The sequence below is a fragment of the Paraburkholderia strydomiana genome (genome assembly GCF_046030495.1).
In the GTDB taxonomy this organism is placed as follows: domain Bacteria; phylum Pseudomonadota; class Gammaproteobacteria; order Burkholderiales; family Burkholderiaceae; genus Paraburkholderia; species Paraburkholderia strydomiana_A.
In genome coordinates this window covers 43176-63341 of the sequence record NZ_JAQQCJ010000007.1, presented here as the reverse complement: position 1 = coordinate 63341, position 20166 = coordinate 43176, and the positions used below count along the sequence as shown (strand labels likewise).

The 20166-nt window shown below is 63.6% G+C and carries 18 protein-coding genes and 1 tRNA gene; 14 read left to right on the top strand and 5 right to left on the bottom strand.

All coding sequences use genetic code 11. The annotated features are described in order from the left end of the window. The first annotated feature begins 84 nt into the window (after window positions 1-84). Together PQQ53_RS11555 and cysE are read left to right on the top strand one after the other, a co-directional pair. Window positions 85-921 carry an RNA methyltransferase gene (locus PQQ53_RS11555; protein WP_408324150.1) on the top strand — a complete coding sequence of 279 codons (837 nt, stop codon included), beginning with the start codon at window positions 85-87 and terminating at the stop codon, window positions 919-921. Window positions 922-1108: 187 nt separating this feature from the next. Next, complete coding sequence (gene cysE, locus PQQ53_RS11550) at window positions 1109-1939, top strand: serine O-acetyltransferase (protein WP_408324148.1); 831 nt, start codon at window positions 1109-1111, stop codon at window positions 1937-1939. 271 nt (window positions 1940-2210) lie between these two features. On the opposite strand, the gene PQQ53_RS11545 is transcribed toward cysE, so the two are convergent. Beyond that, window positions 2211-3008 (bottom strand): UDP-2,3-diacylglucosamine diphosphatase, encoded by a 798-nt coding sequence (locus PQQ53_RS11545; RefSeq protein ID WP_408144120.1) that lies wholly within the window; start codon window positions 3006-3008, stop codon window positions 2211-2213. 44 nt (window positions 3009-3052) lie between these two features. After that, window positions 3053-3547, bottom strand: coding sequence for a peptidylprolyl isomerase (locus PQQ53_RS11540; protein WP_168669883.1), 495 nt, complete (start codon window positions 3545-3547; stop codon window positions 3053-3055). Between PQQ53_RS11540 and PQQ53_RS11535 the strand changes: the two genes are divergently transcribed. Beyond that, window positions 3546-3683, top strand: coding sequence for a hypothetical protein (locus PQQ53_RS11535; RefSeq protein WP_408157048.1), 138 nt, complete (start codon window positions 3546-3548; stop codon window positions 3681-3683). The two genes, PQQ53_RS11540 and PQQ53_RS11535, sit on opposite strands and share 2 nt — an antisense overlap. 63 nt (window positions 3684-3746) lie before the next feature. Here PQQ53_RS11535 and PQQ53_RS11530 read toward each other — a convergent pair whose 3' ends face one another. Then, a complete protein-coding gene (locus PQQ53_RS11530; RefSeq protein ID WP_408144125.1) occupies window positions 3747-4328 on the bottom strand; it encodes a peptidylprolyl isomerase in 582 nt (193 codons plus the stop codon). A gap of 48 nt (window positions 4329-4376) precedes the next feature. Next, window positions 4377-5165 carry a tetratricopeptide repeat protein gene (locus PQQ53_RS11525; protein ID WP_408144127.1) on the bottom strand — a complete coding sequence of 263 codons (789 nt, stop codon included), beginning with the start codon at window positions 5163-5165 and terminating at the stop codon, window positions 4377-4379. 232 nt (window positions 5166-5397) lie between these two features. Here PQQ53_RS11525 and cysS point away from each other — a divergent pair, with 232 nt between their 5' ends. The 7 genes from cysS to PQQ53_RS11490 all read left to right on the top strand — a co-directional run bounded on the left by cysS (window position 5398) and on the right by PQQ53_RS11490 (window position 13139). After that, entirely contained in the window at window positions 5398-6795 is a 1398-nt protein-coding gene (cysS, locus tag PQQ53_RS11520) for a cysteine--tRNA ligase (protein ID WP_408144128.1), read from the top strand. A gap of 47 nt (window positions 6796-6842) precedes the next feature. Beyond that, entirely contained in the window at window positions 6843-7892 is a 1050-nt protein-coding gene (locus tag PQQ53_RS11515) for a DNA-3-methyladenine glycosylase family protein (RefSeq protein ID WP_408144130.1), read from the top strand. A gap of 124 nt (window positions 7893-8016) precedes the next feature. Further along, the gene (locus PQQ53_RS11510) at window positions 8017-8988 is read left to right on the top strand and encodes an acetyl-CoA carboxylase carboxyltransferase subunit alpha (protein WP_042322870.1); all 972 of its coding nucleotides are present in this window, start codon (window positions 8017-8019) and stop codon (window positions 8986-8988) included. 48 nt (window positions 8989-9036) lie between these two features. Then, the gene (gene tilS, locus PQQ53_RS11505) at window positions 9037-10488 is read left to right on the top strand and encodes a tRNA lysidine(34) synthetase TilS (protein ID WP_408324146.1); all 1452 of its coding nucleotides are present in this window, start codon (window positions 9037-9039) and stop codon (window positions 10486-10488) included. A 384-nt stretch (window positions 10489-10872) separates the two neighbouring features. Continuing rightward, window positions 10873-12123, top strand: coding sequence for an aspartate kinase (locus tag PQQ53_RS11500; protein ID WP_408144134.1), 1251 nt, complete (start codon window positions 10873-10875; stop codon window positions 12121-12123). Between the two features lie 181 nt (window positions 12124-12304). Then, a tRNA-Ser gene (locus PQQ53_RS11495) sits at window positions 12305-12398 on the top strand. Between the two features lie 393 nt (window positions 12399-12791). Further along, window positions 12792-13139: a hypothetical protein gene (locus PQQ53_RS11490; protein WP_408144136.1), complete on the top strand. Its 348-nt coding sequence runs from the start codon at window positions 12792-12794 to the stop codon at window positions 13137-13139. Between the two features lie 192 nt (window positions 13140-13331). Here the strand turns inward: PQQ53_RS11490 and fabI are convergent, their stop codons facing one another. Beyond that, window positions 13332-14123: an enoyl-ACP reductase FabI gene (fabI, locus tag PQQ53_RS11485; RefSeq protein ID WP_408157042.1), complete on the bottom strand. Its 792-nt coding sequence runs from the start codon at window positions 14121-14123 to the stop codon at window positions 13332-13334. Window positions 14124-14248: 125 nt separating this feature from the next. On the opposite strand from fabI, the gene PQQ53_RS11480 reads away from it, so the two are divergent. The 4 genes from PQQ53_RS11480 to PQQ53_RS11465 all read left to right on the top strand — a co-directional run bounded on the left by PQQ53_RS11480 (window position 14249) and on the right by PQQ53_RS11465 (window position 20049). Continuing rightward, window positions 14249-16228, top strand: a complete 1980-nt coding sequence (locus PQQ53_RS11480; protein WP_408324144.1) for an extracellular solute-binding protein — start codon at window positions 14249-14251, stop codon at window positions 16226-16228. A 61-nt stretch (window positions 16229-16289) separates the two neighbouring features. Next, on the top strand, window positions 16290-17327 hold the full coding sequence (locus tag PQQ53_RS11475; RefSeq protein WP_408324142.1) for a microcin C ABC transporter permease YejB: 1038 nt from the start codon (window positions 16290-16292) through the stop codon (window positions 17325-17327). Beyond that, the gene (locus tag PQQ53_RS11470; RefSeq protein WP_408324141.1) at window positions 17327-18433 is read left to right on the top strand and encodes an ABC transporter permease; all 1107 of its coding nucleotides are present in this window, start codon (window positions 17327-17329) and stop codon (window positions 18431-18433) included. The genes PQQ53_RS11475 and PQQ53_RS11470 overlap by 1 nt, the downstream gene beginning before the upstream one ends. Then, window positions 18430-20049, top strand: a complete 1620-nt coding sequence (locus PQQ53_RS11465; protein ID WP_408157036.1) for an ABC transporter ATP-binding protein — start codon at window positions 18430-18432, stop codon at window positions 20047-20049. Before PQQ53_RS11470 ends, PQQ53_RS11465 begins: the two co-directional genes overlap by 4 nt. Window positions 20050-20166 lie beyond the last annotated feature (117 nt).

Genomic DNA, 20166 nt, shown 5'->3' with positions numbered 1-20166 from the left:
AAATCGCCGCCCCGCCTCGCGGCAATTCGGAGCCTGCCCGAGGTTGGCGCTACCATACGCGTCTTTAGCTTGCAGAGTGCCATCGTGGACCACACCCACCATTCCTCCGATCCCGCCGTGGCCGAGCTGCGCGGCGGCTTCACCTCGACACGCTTCGTGCTCGTCGAACCCAGCCATCCCGGCAACGTCGGCGCGGCGGCGCGCGCGCTGAAGACGATGGGCTTCTCGCGGCTCGTGCTGGTGTCGCCGCGCGTGCCGCATGTGCAGAGCGATCCGGAAGCGATCGCGATGGCGAGCGGCGCCGACGACGTGCTCGCTTCTGCGCACGTCGTGCCGACCCTTGCCGACGCGTTGGTCGGCGTGCACTGGTCGATCGCGCTGACCGCGCGGCTGCGCGAATATGGTCCGCCGCAGTGGACGCCGCGTGCCGCGGCCGCGGTCGCGCATGAGCAGGCGGTGCATGGCGAGATCGCGCTGGTGTTCGGCAACGAGCGCACGGGTCTGTCGAACGAGGACGTCGAGCGCTGCAGCGCGCTCGCGCATATTCCGGCCAATCCGGCCTACAGCTCGCTGAATCTCGCGCAGGCCGTGCAGGTGCTGGCGTACGAATTGCGCACTGTGTATCTGTCCGAGGATGACGCGACGGCCCGCGCGCTGGTCACCGCTCAGGCGAGCGCGACGCAGGTCGAACCGGCCGGCCCGCGCGCGGCGAGCGACGAAATCGAAAGCATGTTCACGCATCTCGAGAGCGCGCTGGTCGCCCTCGACTTCCTCGATCCGGCCAATCCGAAGAAACTGATGTCGCGCTTGCGGCGGCTCTTCGCGCGCTCCGGGCTGGAGCGCGAGGAAGTGAACATCGTGCGCGGCATCGCAAAGCACATTCTGCTGAAGGCGAAGCGAACCGACGGCGACGCACCCTGAGCCGCATTCGGCCGACGACCTTGCCGGCAGCGTGGACTTCCGGCAGGTTTCTCGCAATCGACCTACAATCCCCGCAACGTTCTAACTAAATCTGCAGCCGTGCTAAGCGGCCGCATCGCCGTCATGCGTGACGCAGCAGTGTCGCAGCGCGCAGACGGTCCTTCTCCCACAACACACTGTCCCTGCCATGTTCACGAGACTTCGCGAAGACATCGCCACGATCCGCGAGCGCGACCCCGCCGCCCGCAGCGCATGGGAAGTGCTCACGTGTTATCCGGGGCTGCACGCGCTCGTGCTGCACCGGCTCGCGCATGTGTGCTGGCAGGCGAAGCGCCGCTGGCTCGCGCGTTTCATCTCGCAGATGGCGCGCTTCATGACCGGCATCGAAGTCCACCCGGGCGCGACGCTCGGGCGGCGCGTGTTCATCGATCACGGTATGGGGGTGGTGATCGGCGAAACCGCGCAGATCGGCGACGACTGCACGATCTATCAGGGCGTGACGCTCGGCGGCACGTCGCTCACGCGCGGTGCGAAGCGGCATCCGACGCTCGAACGCGGGGTGATCGTCGGCGCGGGCGCGAAGGTGCTCGGCGGCTTCACGATCGGCGCGGACGCGAAGATCGGCTCGAACGCCGTGGTGACGAAACCGGTGCCCGCGCGCGGCACGGCGGTGGGCAATCCGGCGCGGATCATCGTGCCCGCGGCGGCGAGCACCGCCAACGTGGACGGCAACGACGCCGCACGCGATGCGAAACGCGCGAGCGAACGCAGCGCATTCTGCGCATACGGCATCACGCCGAATGCGGACGATCCGGTGTCGCTGGCGATTCACGGGCTGATCGATCATGCCGCCACGCAATCGAAGCGTATCGATGAGATCGTCGACGCGCTGGAGCGCCTGGGCACGAGCCTCGAAGGTCTGCAAGGCTTGCAGGGCGCGGACGCGGCGTTGCTCGATTTGCGGCGCCTGTCGGCCGCGATTGCAGGGAAAGAGGAAGGTGCGGTGGCGCAGCGGTAATCGCCGGCGGGCCGGTCGTTGTGAAGGGTGGCGCCGGCTCGGGAGGTTTCTGGCGGGGTGGTTTCAGACGGCGGGCCTTGCCGCAGGAAGCAAAGCCGGCAAGCCCATTTCAAACGAGTCGGCAGCGAGCCGAGCTATTTCGGATCAGCGTGTCGTCAAGCGAGTCAGCGTAAAGCAAGTCGACTTCAAGCGGGTCGGCAGGGCAGTAAGCCAAAGATCAAACCGGCCAGAAGTCAGGCCACTCACGTCGACCAGTCTCACTCAGCCAGCCTCATCCCAACGGCAACGCCCGAATTCCATCCGCATCGATCCGCAGATACCCGCCGCGGTGGGCGCCATGGTCGAGATCCCAGTCCGGCAGAACCCAGCGTGTGCCGCCCGGCTCGCGATGCCGCGCGGGCAGATGCGTGTGCCCATGGATGATGGTCGCCGTTTTCGACGCTTTGAACAGCGCGGCAACGGCCTTCGCCGTCACGTCATACTTCAACGAGACCGGCCGCATGCGGCCATGCTCGCTCTTCGCGCGCATGTTTTCGGCGAGCCTCTGGCGCCAGCGAAACGGTGACGCGAGAAACAGCATCTGCGCGAAACGGTTGCGCGCGAAACGCCGGAACATCTGATAGCCACGATCCGCGGTGCACAAACCGTCGCCATGCGCGAGCGCGACACGGATGCCGAACGCGGTGATCACGAACGGATCGGGCAGCCAGATCGCGCCGGCCACTTTCATGAAGCGCTTGCCGAGCAGAAAATCGCGATTGCCGTGCATGATGTAGAGCGCGATGCCGCGCTCCGACAGCGTGTGCAGCAGCGCCGCAATACGCGCGACGAACGGCTCGACCAGCATGTCGTCGCCGACCCAGTACTCGAACAGATCGCCGAGTATGAACACCGAGTCCGCCTGCTCGGCGGTCACGCGAATGAAATGCTCGAACGCGGCGACCGTATGCGGGATCGCCTCGCTCAAATGAATGTCGGAGAGGAGAAAAAACGGGCGTGCGGCGCGCGGGCGTTGGCCCTCGCCAGGCACGCCCGCGGCGACGCTTCGCAGCGGCGTCTCTTGCAGCATTGAAGGTGCCTGATTTCAGTTCAAACGAGTCGACGCGTGGTGGATTAGTCGACGATCACAGCCTTTTCGATCACGACGTCGTCGGCGGGCACGTCCTGATGGAAGCCCTTCGAACCCGTCTTGACCTTCTTGATCTTCTCGACCACGTCCATGCCATCGACGACCTTGCCGAACACCGCGTAGCCCCAGCCCTGCGGCGTCGGCGACGAGTGGTTCAGGAAGTCGTTGTCGTTCACGTTGATGAAGAATTGTGCCGTCGCCGAATGCGGGTCGTTGGTGCGCGCCATCGCGATCGAGCCGTTGACGTTCTTCAGGCCATTGTTCGCTTCGTTGTTGATCGGCTCGGCCGTCGGCTTCTGCTTCATGCCGGGTTCGAAACCGCCGCCCTGGATCATGAAACCGTCGATCACGCGGTGGAACACCGTGTTGTCGTAGTGGCCGGCCTTCACGTAGTTGAGGAAGTTCTCAACCGACTTCGGTGCTTTCTCAGCGTCCAGTTCGAGTTTGATGACGCCGTGGTTCGTATGCAGTTCAACCATGATGGAATCCTTTGATGAACGGGTGGGTAAAAAGGGCGCGGCGAGTCGTCATGCGTTGCGTACTGCATTGACGGCGGCCCGCGCCGGGGCGTGGATTGTGCACCAACACGTCGACGTGCGGGCGTTGCTGTGCTGATTCGAGAGCACGCTTGCGTTCGTTCATGCGCGCTCGTCGTGCTTCGTCCGCTTAGCTGCTCACTTACTTGCCGACCACCGTGGCCGACTGGATCACGATCGGCGTCTTCGGCACGTCGCTCATCGGGCCGCGCGACGTGGTGGGCGTGGCTTCGATCTTCTTCACGACGTCCATGCCGCTCGTGACCTTGCCGAACACCGCATAGCCGCTGCCGTCCGGATTCGGATAATCGAGGCCGGCATTGTCCACCGTGTTGATGAAGAACTGCGCGGTGGCCGAATTCGGATCGCTGGTGCGCGCCATCGCGAGCGTGCCGCTCAGGTTCTTCAGACCGTTGCGGCTCTCCAGAGGAATCGGCGCGCGCGTCGGCTTCTCGGCGAAGCTCTGCGTGTAGCCGCCGCCCTGAATCATGAAGCCGGGAATCACGCGATGGAAGATCGTGCCGCTGTACTGGCCGGACTTCACGTAGTCGAGGAAATTCGCGACCGTCTTCGGCGCTTTCTCAGGATACAACTCGACGCGGATGTCGCCTTCCGATGTCTTGAGCAGCACGGACGGATGCGCGGCCTGCGAACCGGACTGGGCAAAAGCGGGTGCGTTTGCGATCAGGGCGGCGCTGCCGAGCGCCAACATCAACCATTTCATGAAAATCCTCGGGGTTGGAAAAAGCGGAGTGCCCACAACGTGCCGGCGTTACTGCGACGGCGCCATGTAGGGCGGCATGGCGAGCGAGCCGTTCGCGCCGCCGAACTGGAAGCTCGGTGTCTGGGGCATGGTCATGTTCGAGATGGCGCGGCCCGTGGCGCTGTCCGCGGGCGCTGCCGCTGCGGCGGACCTGGCCGACGCCCCCTTCTTCGGCGGCGAGACGATCTTCTGAATGTCGGCGAGACGCTGCGTGGTCGTGGCGCTCGCCTTGCCGAGCCCTTGCGCGTGACGGTAGGCTTCGCTCGCCATGCGCAGATACACGTCGCCGAGATTCTCGTACGCGAGGCCGTAGCTCGGGTTGGCCTTGGTGGCCGTTTCGAGCGCGGTGCGCGCTTCGATGAGATGGCCTTGCTTTGCGTACAGCGCGGCGAGGTTGTTATACGGCTCGGGCAATTCGGGGTACAACTGCGTGAGTTCGGTGAACGCCGCGATCGCTTCGTCGTCGCGATTCAGGTGCGCGAGCACGGTGGCGCGTTTGAACTTCGCCTGCGCGTCGCGCGGATTCGATGCGATGCGGGCATCGAGCTGGGTCAACGACGCTTCCCAGTTTTTCTGCGCAATCGACGCGTCGATTTCCGGCGTGTTATCGCGCACCGCGGGACCTTGCGGCATCACGCCGGCCTTCTGTGCATAGGCTGCCGCAACGGGCAGGGCCGCGAGAGCGACGGCCACGGTGACGCGCACGGCGAGGGTGCGCGCAGCACCGCGCATGAGGCCATTGCACGCCGTCGCGGCGAGGGTCGCAGCGCTGTGCGCGCGGCCGCTGGAAGGTTTCATAGGCTTGGGTCTGGATGTTATACTCCGACCCATTCTAACAAAAGGTCTGCGCGTTCCGTCGAACCGCAAACTGTCTTTTCGCCACTCGTGGTCGTCTCCGCTTTGAGCGCAGCTTGATCGCCGCACCAGGTGCGCCGGTTTTGCTGTATGCGACGCACCCGTCGTCTTTCTGGCGGGGCGCGGCGCGTCTGAAACACAATGCGGATTTCTTTCGGCCCACGCACCGTTCTCTATGGAATCACTGCGCATCTACAACACGCTCGCGCGTGACAAGCAAACTTTCGTGCCGCTGCAAGCAGGCGTCGTGCGGATGTACGTCTGCGGGATGACCGTGTACGACTATTGTCACGTCGGTCACGCGCGCGTGATGGTCGTGTTCGACATCGTGCAGCGCTGGCTGCGCACGCTCGGCTATGACGTGACCTACGTGCGCAACATCACGGATATCGACGACAAGATCATCCGCCGCGCCGTGGAGAACGGAGAGACGATCAAGTCGCTGACCGACCGCTTCATCGACGCGTTGCATGAAGACGCGGACGCGCTCGGCATCCAGCGGCCCGATCTCGAACCGCGCGCCACCGACTTCATTCCGCAGATGCTCGACATGATCGGGACGCTCGAAGCGAACGGCTACGCGTACCAGGCGAGCGACGGCGACGTCAACTACGCGGTGCGCAAATTCGCCGGCTACGGCAAGCTCTCGGGCAAGTCGCTCGAAGACCTGCGCGCGGGCGAACGCGTCGCGGCCAACGACGCGAAACAGGACCCGCTCGACTTCGTGTTGTGGAAGCAGGCGAAGCCTGACGAACCCGCCGACACCGGCTGGGAATCGAAGTACGGGCGCGGCCGTCCCGGCTGGCATATCGAGTGCTCGGCGATGGGCTGCACGCTGCTCGGCGATCAATTTGACATTCATGGCGGCGGCCAGGATCTGCAGTTTCCGCACCACGAAAACGAAATTGCGCAAAGTGAAGCCGCTACCGGTCAAACCTTCGTCAATTACTGGATGCACAACGGCTACGTACAGATCGACAATGAGAAGATGTCGAAGTCGTTGAACAATTTTTTTACGATTCGTGAAGTGCTGGCGCAGTACGATGCAGAGGTCGTGCGGTTTTTCATCGCACGCGCGCATTACCGCTCGCCGTTGAACTACAGCGACGTGCATATCGACGACGCCCGCAGCGCGCTCGCGCGTTTGTACACCGCGCTGAAGGACGTCACGCCGGACGCCGCGGAGCTCGACTGGAACGAAGCGCATGCGCAGCGTTTCCAGGCGGCAATGAACGACGACTTCAACACGCCGGTTGCAGTGTCGGTGTTGTTCGAGTTGGCAACTGAAGTGAACCGCACGCGCGACCCCGCGCTGGCCCGTCAATTGCGTGCGCTCGGCGCCGTGATCGGGCTGCTCGGCCGTGAGCCGCGCGCGTATCTGCAGCAGGCCGCGGGCACCGCAGCACAAGGCGCGCTCGAGCCCGCCGCGATCGAAGCGAAGATCGCCGCGCGCGTGGCCGCCAAGCAGGCGAAGGACTATGCGGCAGCAGACCGGATCCGGGCCGAATTGCTCGAGGCCGGCGTTGCACTTGAAGACAAACCCGGCGGGTTGACCGAGTGGCGGCGCGTGTGAGCGCACCTCGTACTTCCCTCTGATCGACTCGCCAGGCAGGAGGCAGGATGGCAACGGCCACGAAGACGCCGGCTAAACGAGCCGCGTCTCAGACAAACGCGGCAGCTGCGGCAAAGTCGACACGCACGTCGGCTCGCGCGGGCAGCGGCGCAGTACAGAAAGCATCGTCGAAAGCCACTGCGGTGGCGGCGAAGAGCGCAGCGGGCGTAGGAGCGTCAGCGAAGAAGGCCACGCTCAAGCGTGCGCTCAACGGGACGTCGGCGCACGCGCCTGTCGCAAAGCGCGCCAAGGCGTCGCGTGTAAAAGGCAATGGCGCATTGCCGGCCGAACTCGCCGGCGACGTGCAGGAACTCGCGCGCGACACCAACGCGGGCGAAGTCGTGCGCAAGACGCGCGCATCGGCGAGCGCCGGTGGCGAAGCGGCGAGTGCGAGCGATGCGGCGGTGCCCGTGCAGATCGGCGGCCTCACGCCCGAAGTCACGCGTCCGGCGTATTGGGACAAGGCGTGTGCGGACCTCGTCAAGCGCGACCGTATTCTGAAGAAGCTGATTCCGAAATTCGGCCCGGTGCATCTGCTGAGCCGTGGCGATCCGTTCGTCACGCTCGCGCGCTCGGTGGTGGGGCAGCAGATTTCGGTCGCGTCCGCCCAGGCGGTGTGGGCGAAAGTCGAGGGCGCGTGTCCGAAGCTCGTGCCGCAGCAGTTCATCAAGCTCGGTCAGGAGAAGCTGACCGCGTGCGGGTTGTCCAAACGCAAGGCCGAGTACGTGCTCGATCTCGCGCAGCATTTCGTGTCGGGTGCATTGCACGTCGGCAAGTGGATGTCGATGGAAGATGAGGCGGTGATCGCCGAGCTCACGCAGATTCGCGGCATCGGCCGCTGGACCGCGGAGATGTTCCTGATCTTCAATCTGTCGCGTCCCGATGTGCTGCCGCTCGACGACCTCGGCCTGATCCGCGCGATCAGCGTCAACTATTTCAGCGGCGAACCGGTCACGCGCAGCGAAGCGCGCGAGGTCGCGGCGAACTGGGAACCGTGGCGCACGGTCGCGACCTGGTATATGTGGCGTAGTCTCGATCCGTTGCCGGTCGACTACTGAACAACAAGAAACGAGGCTATCTCAAAAACTATCGATTGTTAGATTTCGATAGTTGCGAGATGGTTTTGACAGCGGCGAGCGCGGTTAGAATACGCGCTGCCGGTAAGTCCAAGGATTACAACCAATGAAGACCACCTTTCTGGATTTCGAACAGCCAATCGCTGAACTCGAAGCGAAGATCGAAGAATTGCGCTTCGTGCAGGACGATTCGGCCGTCGATATTTCGGAAGAGATCGAGCGGCTGTCCAAGAAGAGTCAACAGCTCACCAAAGATCTGTACGCGAACCTCACGCCGTGGCAGGTTTCGCAAATCGCCCGTCATCCGCAACGCCCATACACGTTCGATTACGTGAGCGAGCTGTTCACCGATTTCCACGAGCTGCATGGCGACCGCAACTATGCGGACGACCTGTCGATCGTCGGCGGCCTCGCGCGTTTCAACGGCCAGGCCTGCATGGTGATCGGCCATCAGAAGGGCCGCGACACGAAGGAGCGCGCGCTGCGCAACTTCGGCATGCCGCGCCCGGAAGGCTATCGCAAGGCCGAACGCCTGATGCGTCTGGCCGAAAAATTCAACCTGCCGATCTTCACGTTCATCGACACGCCGGGCGCGTATCCGGGCATCGGTGCGGAAGAACGCGGCCAGTCGGAAGCGATCGGCCGCAATCTGTATGTGATGGCCGAACTGAAGACGCCGCTGATCGCGACGATCATCGGTGAGGGCGGCTCGGGCGGCGCGCTGGCTATCGCTGTCGGCGATAGCGTGCTGATGCTGCAGTTCTCGACCTACTCGGTGATTTCGCCGGAAGGCTGCGCGTCGATTCTGTGGAAGAGCGCCGCGAAGGCGCCGGAAGCTGCGGAAGCGCTCGGCCTGACCGCGCATCGTCTGAAGGCGCTCGGTCTGATCGACAAGATCGTCAACGAGCCGCTCGGCGGCGCGCATCGCGACCCGAAGGGCATGGCCGCCATGCTGCGCCGCGCGCTCGCCGACTCGCTGCGCCAGTTCCAGGGCATGAGCATCAACGACCTGCGTCAACGCCGTTTCGAACGGTTGATGTCGTACGGCAAGTTCAAGGAAACGACGCCGGGTGCCTGAGCCCGCGCGCGTTCTCTTTCGTCCATCAGCGCTTCGCGCGCTAACGACGTGACTCCCATCGCCGCTTCGCCTGCCGAGCGCCTCGTTATCGAGGCAGTCGGCCTGGCGCTGTCCGCGCTTCCCGCAAGCGCGCGCATCGCGGTGGCATTCAGCGGCGGTGTCGATTCGAGCGTGCTGCTCGATGCCGCAGTGCGTGTCGCGGGCGCGTCGCGTTGTGTCGCGCTGCATGTGCATCACGGGCTGAGTCCTCATGCAGATGCGTGGCTCGCGCATTGCCAGGCGTTCGCGCAGGAACGCGGCGTCGAATTCGACGCGCGGCGCGTCGAGGTGTCGCGTGCTAGCGGCGTGAGCGTCGAGGCGGCGGCGCGCGATGCGCGTTATCGCGCGCTGGATGCGATGTGCGCGGCGCGCGGCATTCACACGCTCTGGCTCGCGCAACACGCCGACGATCAGGCGGAAACCGTCCTGCTGCAACTGCTACGCGGCGCGGGTCTCGCGGGCCTCGCGGCGATGGCGCCCGAGTTCACGGCGCCTGGCGCGTGCGCGGCGCGCGTGAGGTCGTTGCTACATCTGTTGCGCGCGCAACTCGAGCACTATGCGAGCGCGCGCGCCTTGCACTGGATCGATGACGAGTCGAATGCGGACACCCGCTACGCGCGCAATGCGTTGCGTCACGAGGTGACGCCGGCGCTGGCGGTCCACTTTCCCGGTTTTCGGGACGCGCTGGCGCGCACGGCCGCGCATGCTGCGTCCGCGCAGCGCCTGCTCGATGCGCTCGCGCGCATCGACATGGACGCGGTGTCCGCGGACGAAGGGCGCGCGCTGTCGCACGATGCGCTACTCGCGCTCGACGACGATCGTGCGCTCAATCTGATGCGTTACTGGATGCGCACGTTGGGTCTCGCGGCGGCATCGAGCGCGCGTCTGAGCGATGCGTTGCGCCAACTGCGCGAAGTGGACGCGGCGGCCGACGGGCATCGTCTGCGTGTCGATCATGCGGGCCAGGCGTTGCGCAGCTATCGCGGTCTCGTGTATTGGGAAGCGGGCGACAGCAGGGACGCCGCCGATGAAACCGCGCTCGCCGCGCGCGAGATCAGCGAACTCGCGTGGCAGGGCGAATCGATCTGGCGTTTGCTGCAATGGCGGGGCACGTTTGTGTTTGCGCTCGAGGAGCAGGGGACTGCAGAGGCAGGCTCGGATGCCAATGCGACACTCCCCCTCGACGTCCTGCGACGCGCTGTGCTGAGCGCCCGCTCGCGCAGCGGCGGCGAACGAATGCGCACGAGCGACGCGCCCGGCGCACCGACCCGAACGCTCAAGAACCTGTTCCAGGAACGCGGCATCCCGGCATGGAAGCGCGACGTGCCACTGCTCTATATCGGCGACGAACTGCTGTTCGTGCCTTGGCTCGGCGTGAATCGCGCAGCGTTGCCGGCCTCGGCCGACACCGGCGGAGCACGCATCAGAATCATTTGGCGCGAAGACCTGCTGATCGCCTGACCGGCCGGTCGGACTGCGCTGTGAAGCGAGCGACAATCCGGGAAATAGGGCGCAAATCCCCACGAAACAAGCGTTTGCAGCACTGATTTCGCGGCTTTCGATGGCCGCTGCGGCTTGTCTTTTTACGCCCAATCGGGTACGTTTACCTGCTTGCCCGACCCGATTTCGCCGTCGCTTTTGTCGCTATCGCCGGTTGCGAGCGTGATCCGTCGTTTCCCGTTAAGTCACTAGCGATCATTCCCGGGCAAACCCGCGCGTGTTGCACGCGCGCTGCATTTACGCCGCCACACACTTTGCCGTCGTTCACAAGACGTTGCGCTCCTGTGCTTTTGTGCGGTCATCTCCAGCGCGCCAGCGCGGTTTCTCTTCCAGTTCAGAACGACAATGGCACTCATCGTACATAAATACGGCGGCACCTCGATGGGCTCGGTCGAGCGCATCAAGAACGTCGCCAAGCGCGTCGCGAAATGGCATAAGGCCGGCCACAAGATGGTCGTCGTGCCGTCGGCGATGTCCGGCGAAACCAACCGCTTGCTCGGTCTCGCGAAAGAAATCACGGCTCAACCGAGCGCGCGCGAACTCGATATGATCGCCGCCACGGGCGAACAGGCCAGTTCGGGCCTGCTCGCCATTGCGTTGCAGGACGCCGGCGTCGACGCGGTCAGCTATGCAGGCTGGCAAGTGCCGATCAAAACGGATAGCGCGTTCACGAAAGCGCGCATCAGCGAAATCGACGGCGAGCGCGTGTTGCGCGACCTCGACGCAGGCAAGGTGGTGGTGATCACCGGCTTCCAGGGCATCGATCCGGACGGCCACATCACCACGCTCGGCCGCGGCGGTTCGGACACGTCGGCCGTCGCAGTCGCGGCGGCACTGAAAGCCGATGAGTGCCTGATTTATACCGACGTCGACGGCGTGTACACGACCGACCCGCGCGTGGTCGAAGAAGCGCGCCGGCTCGATCGCGTAACGTTCGAAGAAATGCTGGAAATGGCCAGCCTGGGTTCGAAGGTGCTGCAGATCCGTTCGGTGGAATTCGCCGGCAAATATCAGGTGAAGACGCGCGTGCTGTCGAGCCTGACCGATCCGCTGATGCCGCTCGACGCTGAAATGAAGTCGGGCACCCTGATTACTTTTGAAGAAGACGAGACCATGGAAAAAGCAGTCATCTCGGGTATCGCGTTCCAGCGCGACGAAGCTCGTATCGCCGTGATGGGTGTGCCCGACAAGCCGGGCATCGCCTATCAGATTCTCGGCCCGGTGGCGGACGCAAATATCGACGTCGACATGATCATCCAGAACCAGAGCGTCGAAGGCAAAACGGCGTTCACGTTCACGGTCGGCCGTGGCGACTATCAGCGCGCCATGGAGATCCTCACCGGCCAGGTGCAGGGTCATGTGCAAGCCGAAAAGGTGCTCGGCGATCCGAAGGTGTCGAAGGTGTCGGTGGTCGGCGTCGGTATGCGTTCGCATGTCGGCATCGCGAGCACGATGTTCCGCACGCTGTCGGAAGAGGGCATCAACATCCAGATGATCTCAACGTCCGAAATCAAGATTTCGGTGCTGATCGACGAGAAGTACATGGAACTCGCGGTGCGCGCGCTGCATAAGGCGTTTGATCTGGATCAGGCGTAAATGGTTTGAATAACGGGGCGCAACGAAGCGCCCCGTTTGCTCTGGCGCGACCAATGCGAATAAATTGCGTCGGCAATGACAAACCTGGCACAAAAAGTGTTCTTCAGACATTGACCTTCGACGTTCGGCCCGCTATTATCTTGGCTTCGTCGCACTGACTCCCTGTGCGACAGAAAGTTTGGGAGACGTGGCCGAGAGGTCGAAGGCACTCCCCTGCTAAGGGAGCATCTGGGCCAAAACCTGGATCGAGGGTTCGAATCCCTCCGTCTCCGCCAGCAATGGCGGCAAACCCCGCAGAGTCCAGGCTCTGCGGGGTTTTGTTTTTTCAGCTCGTAGTTCAGTGTGGATGCGCGTCGGCACTTGCTAAATGCTGGCGAAACAGCCGTGCTGTTTGTGTTTGCATCGACGATGCCTGTTTGTCGATGCCCATTGTCACAGCGACGAAAGCGCGATAAGTGCATCGCACGCATCGAGCACGCTTGAACGCCGCGCGTACTTCAATTACAACCCTGCCTCGTTTTCACCAGAATGCGCTCGCGTGTAACCAGACGTTACGTAGCCGCCGACGCTGCGATGTTGTGCATCAGTTATTACAAACGTGAAATACGCGGAACGCTGCCTTGCGTTATATTTCCGCCCACAGAACACATTCTTTCAAAGGGTGATCAATGAAGTCCGCTCGTTTAGTTCCACTTCTGCTCGGGGTATTGACGTTGGGTGCATCGGGTGCGGCAATGGCCTCAGGGCTCAACGTTGGGGTCAATATCGGCATTCCCGCGCCGGTCTACGTTGCGCCGGCGCCGATCTACGCACCGCCTCCGCCGCCTCCGCCGCCCGTCGTGTATCAGCCGGCTCCGGTGTACTACGGTGGCCCGTCGATCGTCGTCGGCTGGCATGGCGACCGCTACTGGGACGGCCGCCGCTACTGGGCGCGCGATGACTGGTATCGCCACCATCCGCCGGGCCACAGCGACTACGGCCACCATCACTACGACAATCATCGCGGCTGGCACTAAGCGGTCGAGCGCGATCAGGTTGGCGTCGTCGATTCAGGAAAAAACCGCCCGGCAGGGCGGTTTTTTTTATGCCTGTCACGCATGCACGCCCTGCTTGCGAATAGAGCGGCCGCGACGCGAGCTGCGCCCGCGTGTTGCAGCCTATACGTCATGCCGTGATATTCGTCGCGAAACCGTAGACGCCTTCAATATTCACTCGGCTGCCGCGGCCATCCCGCCCACCACCGCATTGAAGCCGCTATCGACGTGCACGATTTCGGCCGTCACGCCGGCCGCCAGATCCGACAGCAGGAACGCCGCGGTATTGCCGACCTGTTCGATCGTTACGTTGCGTCTGAGCGGCGCATTCTGCTCGACGAAGTCGAGAATCTTGCCGAAGCCCTTAATGCCGCTCGCGGCCAGCGTCCTGATCGGTCCCGCCGAAATGCCGTTCACGCGCACGCCCTTCGCGCCGAGCGACACCGCCAGATAACGCACGCTAGCTTCGAGCGAAGCCTTGGCGAGCCCCATCGTGTTGTAGTTCGGAATCGCGCGTTCGGCGCCGAGGTAGCTTAGCGTCAGCAACGACGCGTCCGGCGTGAACATCGACTGTGCGGCCCTGGCGAGCGCCGGGAAGCTGTACGCGGAGATGTCGTGCGCGATGCGGAAGTTTTCGCGCGTCATGCCGTCGAGGAAATCGCCGGCAATCGCTTCGCGCGGTGCAAAGCCGATCGAGTGAACGAGTCCGTCGAGGCCGTCCCAGTGTTCCTTGAGCGAAGCGAAGAGGGCGTCGATCTGTGCGTCCTCGGCGACGTCGCAGGGAAATACGAGGTTGCTGCCGAATTCGGTGGCGAATTCGGTGATGCGCGCCTTGAAGCGCTCGCCGACATAGGTGAAGGCCAACTCGGCGCCTTCGCGCCGGCAGGCTTGCGCGATGCCGTAGGCAATCGAGCGGTTCGACAGCAAGCCGGTTAGCAGGATGCGTTTGCCAGCGAGGAAGCCCATGACATCTCCTGAACGTTCGGCGCGCCGCGCACGCGAAGATCGCGCGCTCGGGATGCGCGGACCGCGCGGATTAATTGGGTAGAATTCTCTCACACTGCAATTGCCCACTGACCAACAAGGCCCCTATGACAATTGGCTCGCGACGGGTTCAAACGCCTCCTGCATTTCGATGCCGCGTGATTGACGAACCCTCGCACGGCCCCGCGCGTGCCGGGCTGGCAGTGGTGTGCCGTGCATGGCGTCCGGTGCGCGCCGTGGCGACAGCCTGCTTGTTTGCCATGGCTGGATTGCTCGCGGCGTCGCAGGCTCACGCGGCGCATGCGATCGCCCAATACGGCGAGCCGAAATACCCGGCCGGTTTCAAGCACTTCGACTACGTCAATCCGGATGCGCCGAAGGGCGGCACGCTGGTGCTGGCCAACCCGAGCCGTCTCACGAGCTTCGACAAGTTCAATCCGTTCACGCTGCGCGGCAATACGGCGCCCGGCGTGGACCTGCTGTTCGAAAGCCTGACTGTGGGCAGCAGCGATGAAGTCGCGTCCGCCTACGGGCTGCTCGCCGACGACATCAACGTCGCGTCGGACGGCATGTCGGTGACGTTTCACATCAATCCGCGCGCGCGTTTTTCCAACGGCGATCCGGTCACCGCCGACGACGTCAAGTTCTCGCTCGACACATTGAAGAGCCCGCAGGCCGCACCGCAATTCGCATCGATCTTCGGCGAGATCGAGCGCGCGGTGGTGGTCGATCCGCACACGGTCCGCTTCGAGTTTCGCCAGCGCAATCGCGAGTTGCCGCTGCTCGCGGGCGGCATGCCGGTGTTCTCCCGCAAGTGGGGATTGAAGGCGGACGGCAGCCGCATTCCGTTCGATCAGCTCGCATTCGAAAAGCCGATCTCCAGTGGCCCGTATCTGATCGAGCAGTACGACAACGGCCGCACCATCACCTATCGGCGCGACCCGAATTACTGGGGCGTGGATTTGCCGGTGCGCGTCGGCATGAACAACTTCGATCGCATCGTCTACAAGCTGTACTCGGATGCCACCGCGCGGCTCGAAGCGTTCAAGGCGGGCGAATACGATGCGCTGGTCGAATACGTCGCACGCAACTGGGTGCGGCGCGATGTCGGCAAGAAGTTCGATAGCGGCGAGCTGATCAAGCGTGAGTTCTCGCAGCACAACGGCACGGGCATGCAAGGCTTCATCCTGAACACGCGTCGGCCGTTGTTCCAGGACGTGCGCGTGCGCAAGGCGCTCGATCTCGCGCTCGACTTTCAGTGGCTGAACCGGCAACTGTTCTTCAATCAATACCGGCGTATCGACAGCTTCTTCGCCAATACGGATTTGCAGGCGAAGGGCCTGCCTTCGCCGGGCGAGCTGGCCTTGCTCGAGCCGTGGCGAGCGCAACTCGACCCCGCCGTATTCGGTCCGCCGCCGAAGCAGCCGGACACCGATGCACCGGGCTCGCTGCGCGCCAATCTGCTGCAGGCGCGCGAGCTGTTGCAGGAAGCCGGCTGGACCTATAGCGACGGCGCATTGCGTAACGCCAAAGGCGAGCCGTTCCAGTTCGAGATTCTCGACGACTCCGGCTCGGCTGCGTCGATGGAGCCGATCGTCGCGACTTTCATCCGCAATCTGCAGAAGCTCGGCATTACCGCGACGTTTCGTGTGTCGGACTACGCGGTCTATCAGAAGCGTCTGGACGCGTTCGACTTCGACGTCACCACACTGCGCATGCCGGACGTGCAGGTGCCGGGCTCGGAGCAGATCGAGCGCTTCGGCAGCAAGGCCGCCGATACCAAGGGCTCGGACAACGCGATCGGCTTGAAGTCGCCGGTGGTCGACGCCGTTCTGAACGCGCTCGTGCATGCGCAGACGCGCGAGCAACTGGTCGATGCGACGCATGCGCTCGACCGGCTGCTGATGCATGGCTACTATGTCGTGCCGCATTGGTACAGCGGCACGCATCGGGTGGCGTTCAAGCGCGGGCTCGCGTGGCCGAAGACGCTGCCGCTGTACTATGGCGCGGAAGGCTGGATCACGTCGATGTGGTGGCACGAGCAACCGCAGCCCCATGCGCAGCCTCAGCCGCAACCGCACTCGTAGCCACAACCGCAGCCGCGCCAGCGCGCCCCTCACTTATCGTCTTCGCACCGGAACGCCGCCTATGTGGAGCTACATTCTCAAACGCCTGTTGCTGATGATCCCGACCTTGCTCGGCGTACTGACGCTGACCTTCGTCGTGATCCAGTTCGTGCCGGGTGGCCCGGTCGAACAGATGCAGCACGAATTGCGCAAAGGCGCGGAGGGCGGCGCGCCGTTCGGTCTGCGCTCGCATAGCGGCGTCGACGCGCAACAGCTCGCGCAGCTGAAGCAACTGTACGGCTTCGACAAGCCGCCGCTCGAACGTTACGTGCTGATGCTCAAGCGCTTCTCGACCTTCGACCTCGGGCAGAGCTATTTCCGCCATCAAAGCGTCTGGTCGCTGATCGTGTCTAAGCTGCCGGTGTCGATCAGCATCGGCCTGTGGACCTTCTTCCTCACGTACCTCATATCGGTGCCGCTCGGCATCGCGAAGGCGGTGCGCAACGGCTCGCGCTTCGATATCGCGACGAGCCTCGTGGTGCTGATCGGCTACGCGATTCCGGGCTTCGTGCTTGGCGTGCTGCTGCTCGTGCTGTTCGGCGGCGGCACGTTCCTGCAAGTGTTTCCGCTGCGCAATCTCACCTCGGACAACTGGGCGCAGCTGAGTCTCGGCGGCAAGATCGTCGACTATCTGTGGCACATCACGTTGCCGATCACCGCGTCGGTGGTCGGCAGTTTCGCGGTCGTCACGATGTTGACGAAAAACGCTTTTCTCGACGAGATCCGCAAGCAATACGTGCTGACTGCGCGCGCCAAAGGTTTGTCGGAGAAGCGCGTGCTGTGGAAGCACGTGTTCCGCAATGCGCTGTTGCCGTTGATCGTGGGTTTTCCGGCAGCGTTCGTCGGCGCGTTCTTCACGGGCAGTCTGCTGATCGAAACGCTTTTTTCACTCGACGGGCTCGGGCTGCTCTCGTATGAATCGGTGGTGCGGCGCGACTATCCGGTCGTGCTCGGCACGCTGTATCTGTTCACGCTGATCGGCCTCGCGACCAAGCTGATCTCCGACCTCTGCTATGTGTGGGTCGATCCCCGCATCCAATTCGAACAACTGGAGCGCTGATGAATCGAGCCCGTCTTTCCGTCGACGCGGCGGCCCGCACGGAACCCGCGCGCGCGTTCGTGTCGCCGTCGCCCGCGCGCCGTGTGTGGCAGCGTTTTCGCCAGCAGCGCCTCGGCTACTGGAGTCTGATCGTGTTCGTGGTGGCGTTCGCGGCGAGCCTCGCAGGTCCGCTGTGGTCGAACGACAAGCCGCTGGTGGTGCGCTACGATGGCCACCTGTATTTCCCGATGTTCAAGACTTACGCGGAGACCGCCTTCGGCGGCGATTTTCCGACACCGGCGGATTATCTCGATCCGTATATCAAGCACCGCTTCGACGCGCCGGGCAACTTCGCGGTGTATCCGCCGAATCACTATTACTACGACACGCTGAATTACTTCTCGAAGGCGCCGAACCCTGCGCCGCCGTCGCGCGAGAACTGGCTCGGTACCGACGACCGCGGCCGGGACCTGTTCGCGCGGCTGCTCTACGGCTTCCGGGTGTCGGTGGAGTTCGGACTCGTGCTGACGCTGATCGGCACGGTACTCGGCATCGCCGCGGGCGCCGTGCAGGGTTACTTCGGAGGACGTATCGATATCGTCGGGCAGCGGTTGATCGAAATCTGGAGCGCGATGCCGGAGCTTTACCTGCTGATCATTTTCTCGTCGATCTTCGAGCCGGGCTTCCTTCTGCTGATCGTGCTGCTCTCGCTGTTCGGCTGGATCGGCCTGTCCGATTACGTGCGCGCGGAGTTTCTGCGCAATCGTCATCAGGACTACGTGCGCGCGGCGCGAGCGATGGGTTTGTCGAACTGGCAGATCATGTGGCGTCACGTGCTGCCCAACAGCCTGACACCGGTGATCACGTTCCTGCCGTTCCGCATGAGCGGTGCGATTCTCGCGCTGACGAGCCTCGACTTTCTCGGCCTCGGCGTGCCGTCGCCGACACCGAGCCTCGGCGAACTGCTCGCACAAGGCAAGGCGAATCTCGACGCGTGGTGGATCTCGCTGTCCACTTTCGGCGTGCTGGTCGCGATGCTGTTGCTGCTGACCTTCATGGGCGACGCGCTGCGCAACGCGCTCGACACCCGCATCTCCGATGCGATGCGCGCTGGAGGCAATCAATGAGCGCAACGCTTCAGAACGGCGCGCCGCCGCTGCTGGAACTCGAGCATCTGCGCGTGAGCTTCGGCGACACCGTCGCGGTGGACGACGTCACGCTCGCGATCGAGCGGGGCGAGCGGGTGGCGCTGGTCGGCGAGTCGGGCTCGGGCAAGAGCGTGACCGCGCTATCGATCCTGCGGCTCCTGAGCGACGCGCAAGTGAGCGGCTCGATCCGTTTCGACGGCGAGGAGCTGCTGGCCAAAAGCGAACGCGAGATGCGCGGCATGCGCGGCTCGGACATCGCGATGATTTTTCAGGAGCCGATGACCGCGCTCAATCCGCTTTATACGGTCGGCGACCAGATTGCGGAGACCATCGTCGTCCATGACGGCGTGACGGCGAGCGAGGCGCGCAAGCGCGCGGTCGCGCTGCTCGGGCGCACCGGTATCGCCGAGCCGGGCAAGCGCGTGAACAGTTACCCGCATCAACTGTCGGGCGGGCAGCGCCAGCGCGCGATGATCGCGATGGCGCTCGCGTGCCGTCCGCGGCTGTTGCTCGCCGACGAGCCGACCACGGCGCTCGACGTGACGATCCGCGCGCAGATCGTCGACCTGCTGCTGGAACTGCAGCGCGACGAAGCGCAAAAGCGCGGCATGGCCGTGCTGCTGATCACACACGATCTGAATCTGGTGCGGCACTTCGCGCAGCGCATCGCGGTGATGGAGCGGGGCGTGCTGGTCGAGAGCGGGCCGGTTGAGCAGGTGTTCGACGCGCCGCAGCATCCGTACACGGAGCGCCTGCTGGCGAGCCGGCCGCAGCGCACGGTGGTGCCGGTACTGCCGATCTCGCCCGTGCTGCTCGAGGCGCGTGAGGTCTGCGTCGACTTCAAAACGAAGCTGCCGGGCTTTGCCGGCTGGTTCCGCTCGGGACGGTTTCGCGCGGTCGCCGAGGCGAACGTGTCGGTTCGGCAGGGCGAGACGCTGGGGATCGTCGGCGAATCGGGGTCCGGCAAGTCGACCCTCGCGATGGCGTTGCTCGGTCTGCAGCGCACCGTGCACGGCGCGATCGAATTTCAGGGCAGGGTGCTCGGCAGCTATCGTGGCGCCGAGCAGACCGCCTTACGGTCGAACATGCAGGTTGTGTTTCAGGATCCGTTCAGTTCGCTTTCACCGCGTCAGACGATCGAGCGGATCGTCGGCGAAGGGCTGGCGCTGCATCGGCCGCAGATGACCCCGCAAGCGCGGCGCGACAAGGTGATCGCGGTGCTGCGCGAAGTCGGGCTCGACCGCACGGTGCTGTACCGCTATCCGCACGAATTTTCCGGCGGCCAGCGGCAGCGGATTGCGATTGCGCGCGCTTTGGTGCTCGAACCACGCGTGCTGATCCTCGACGAACCGACCAGCGCGCTCGACGTTTCCATTCAGCAGCAAGTGCTGAAACTGCTCGCCGGGTTGCAACAGAAGTACAACCTCGGCTTCGTTTTCATCAGCCATGATCTGGCCGTGATCGGGGCAATGGCGCACCGCGTCGCGGTGATGCAAAACGGTTCGATTGTCGAAAGCGGAGAGGTTGAGAAGATTTTTGCGACACCCGCGCACCCTTACACGCGAAAGCTGCTGAAAGCGGCGCTTGACCGTTGATTTTTCACCCTTTCACCAATTGGGTGCGTATCTCGATTGAATTTTTCTATTTGTTTTGACACGTGAATACTTACTGGCTAGTATCGACCAAACTTTTTTCCGTAGACCCCTGATTTT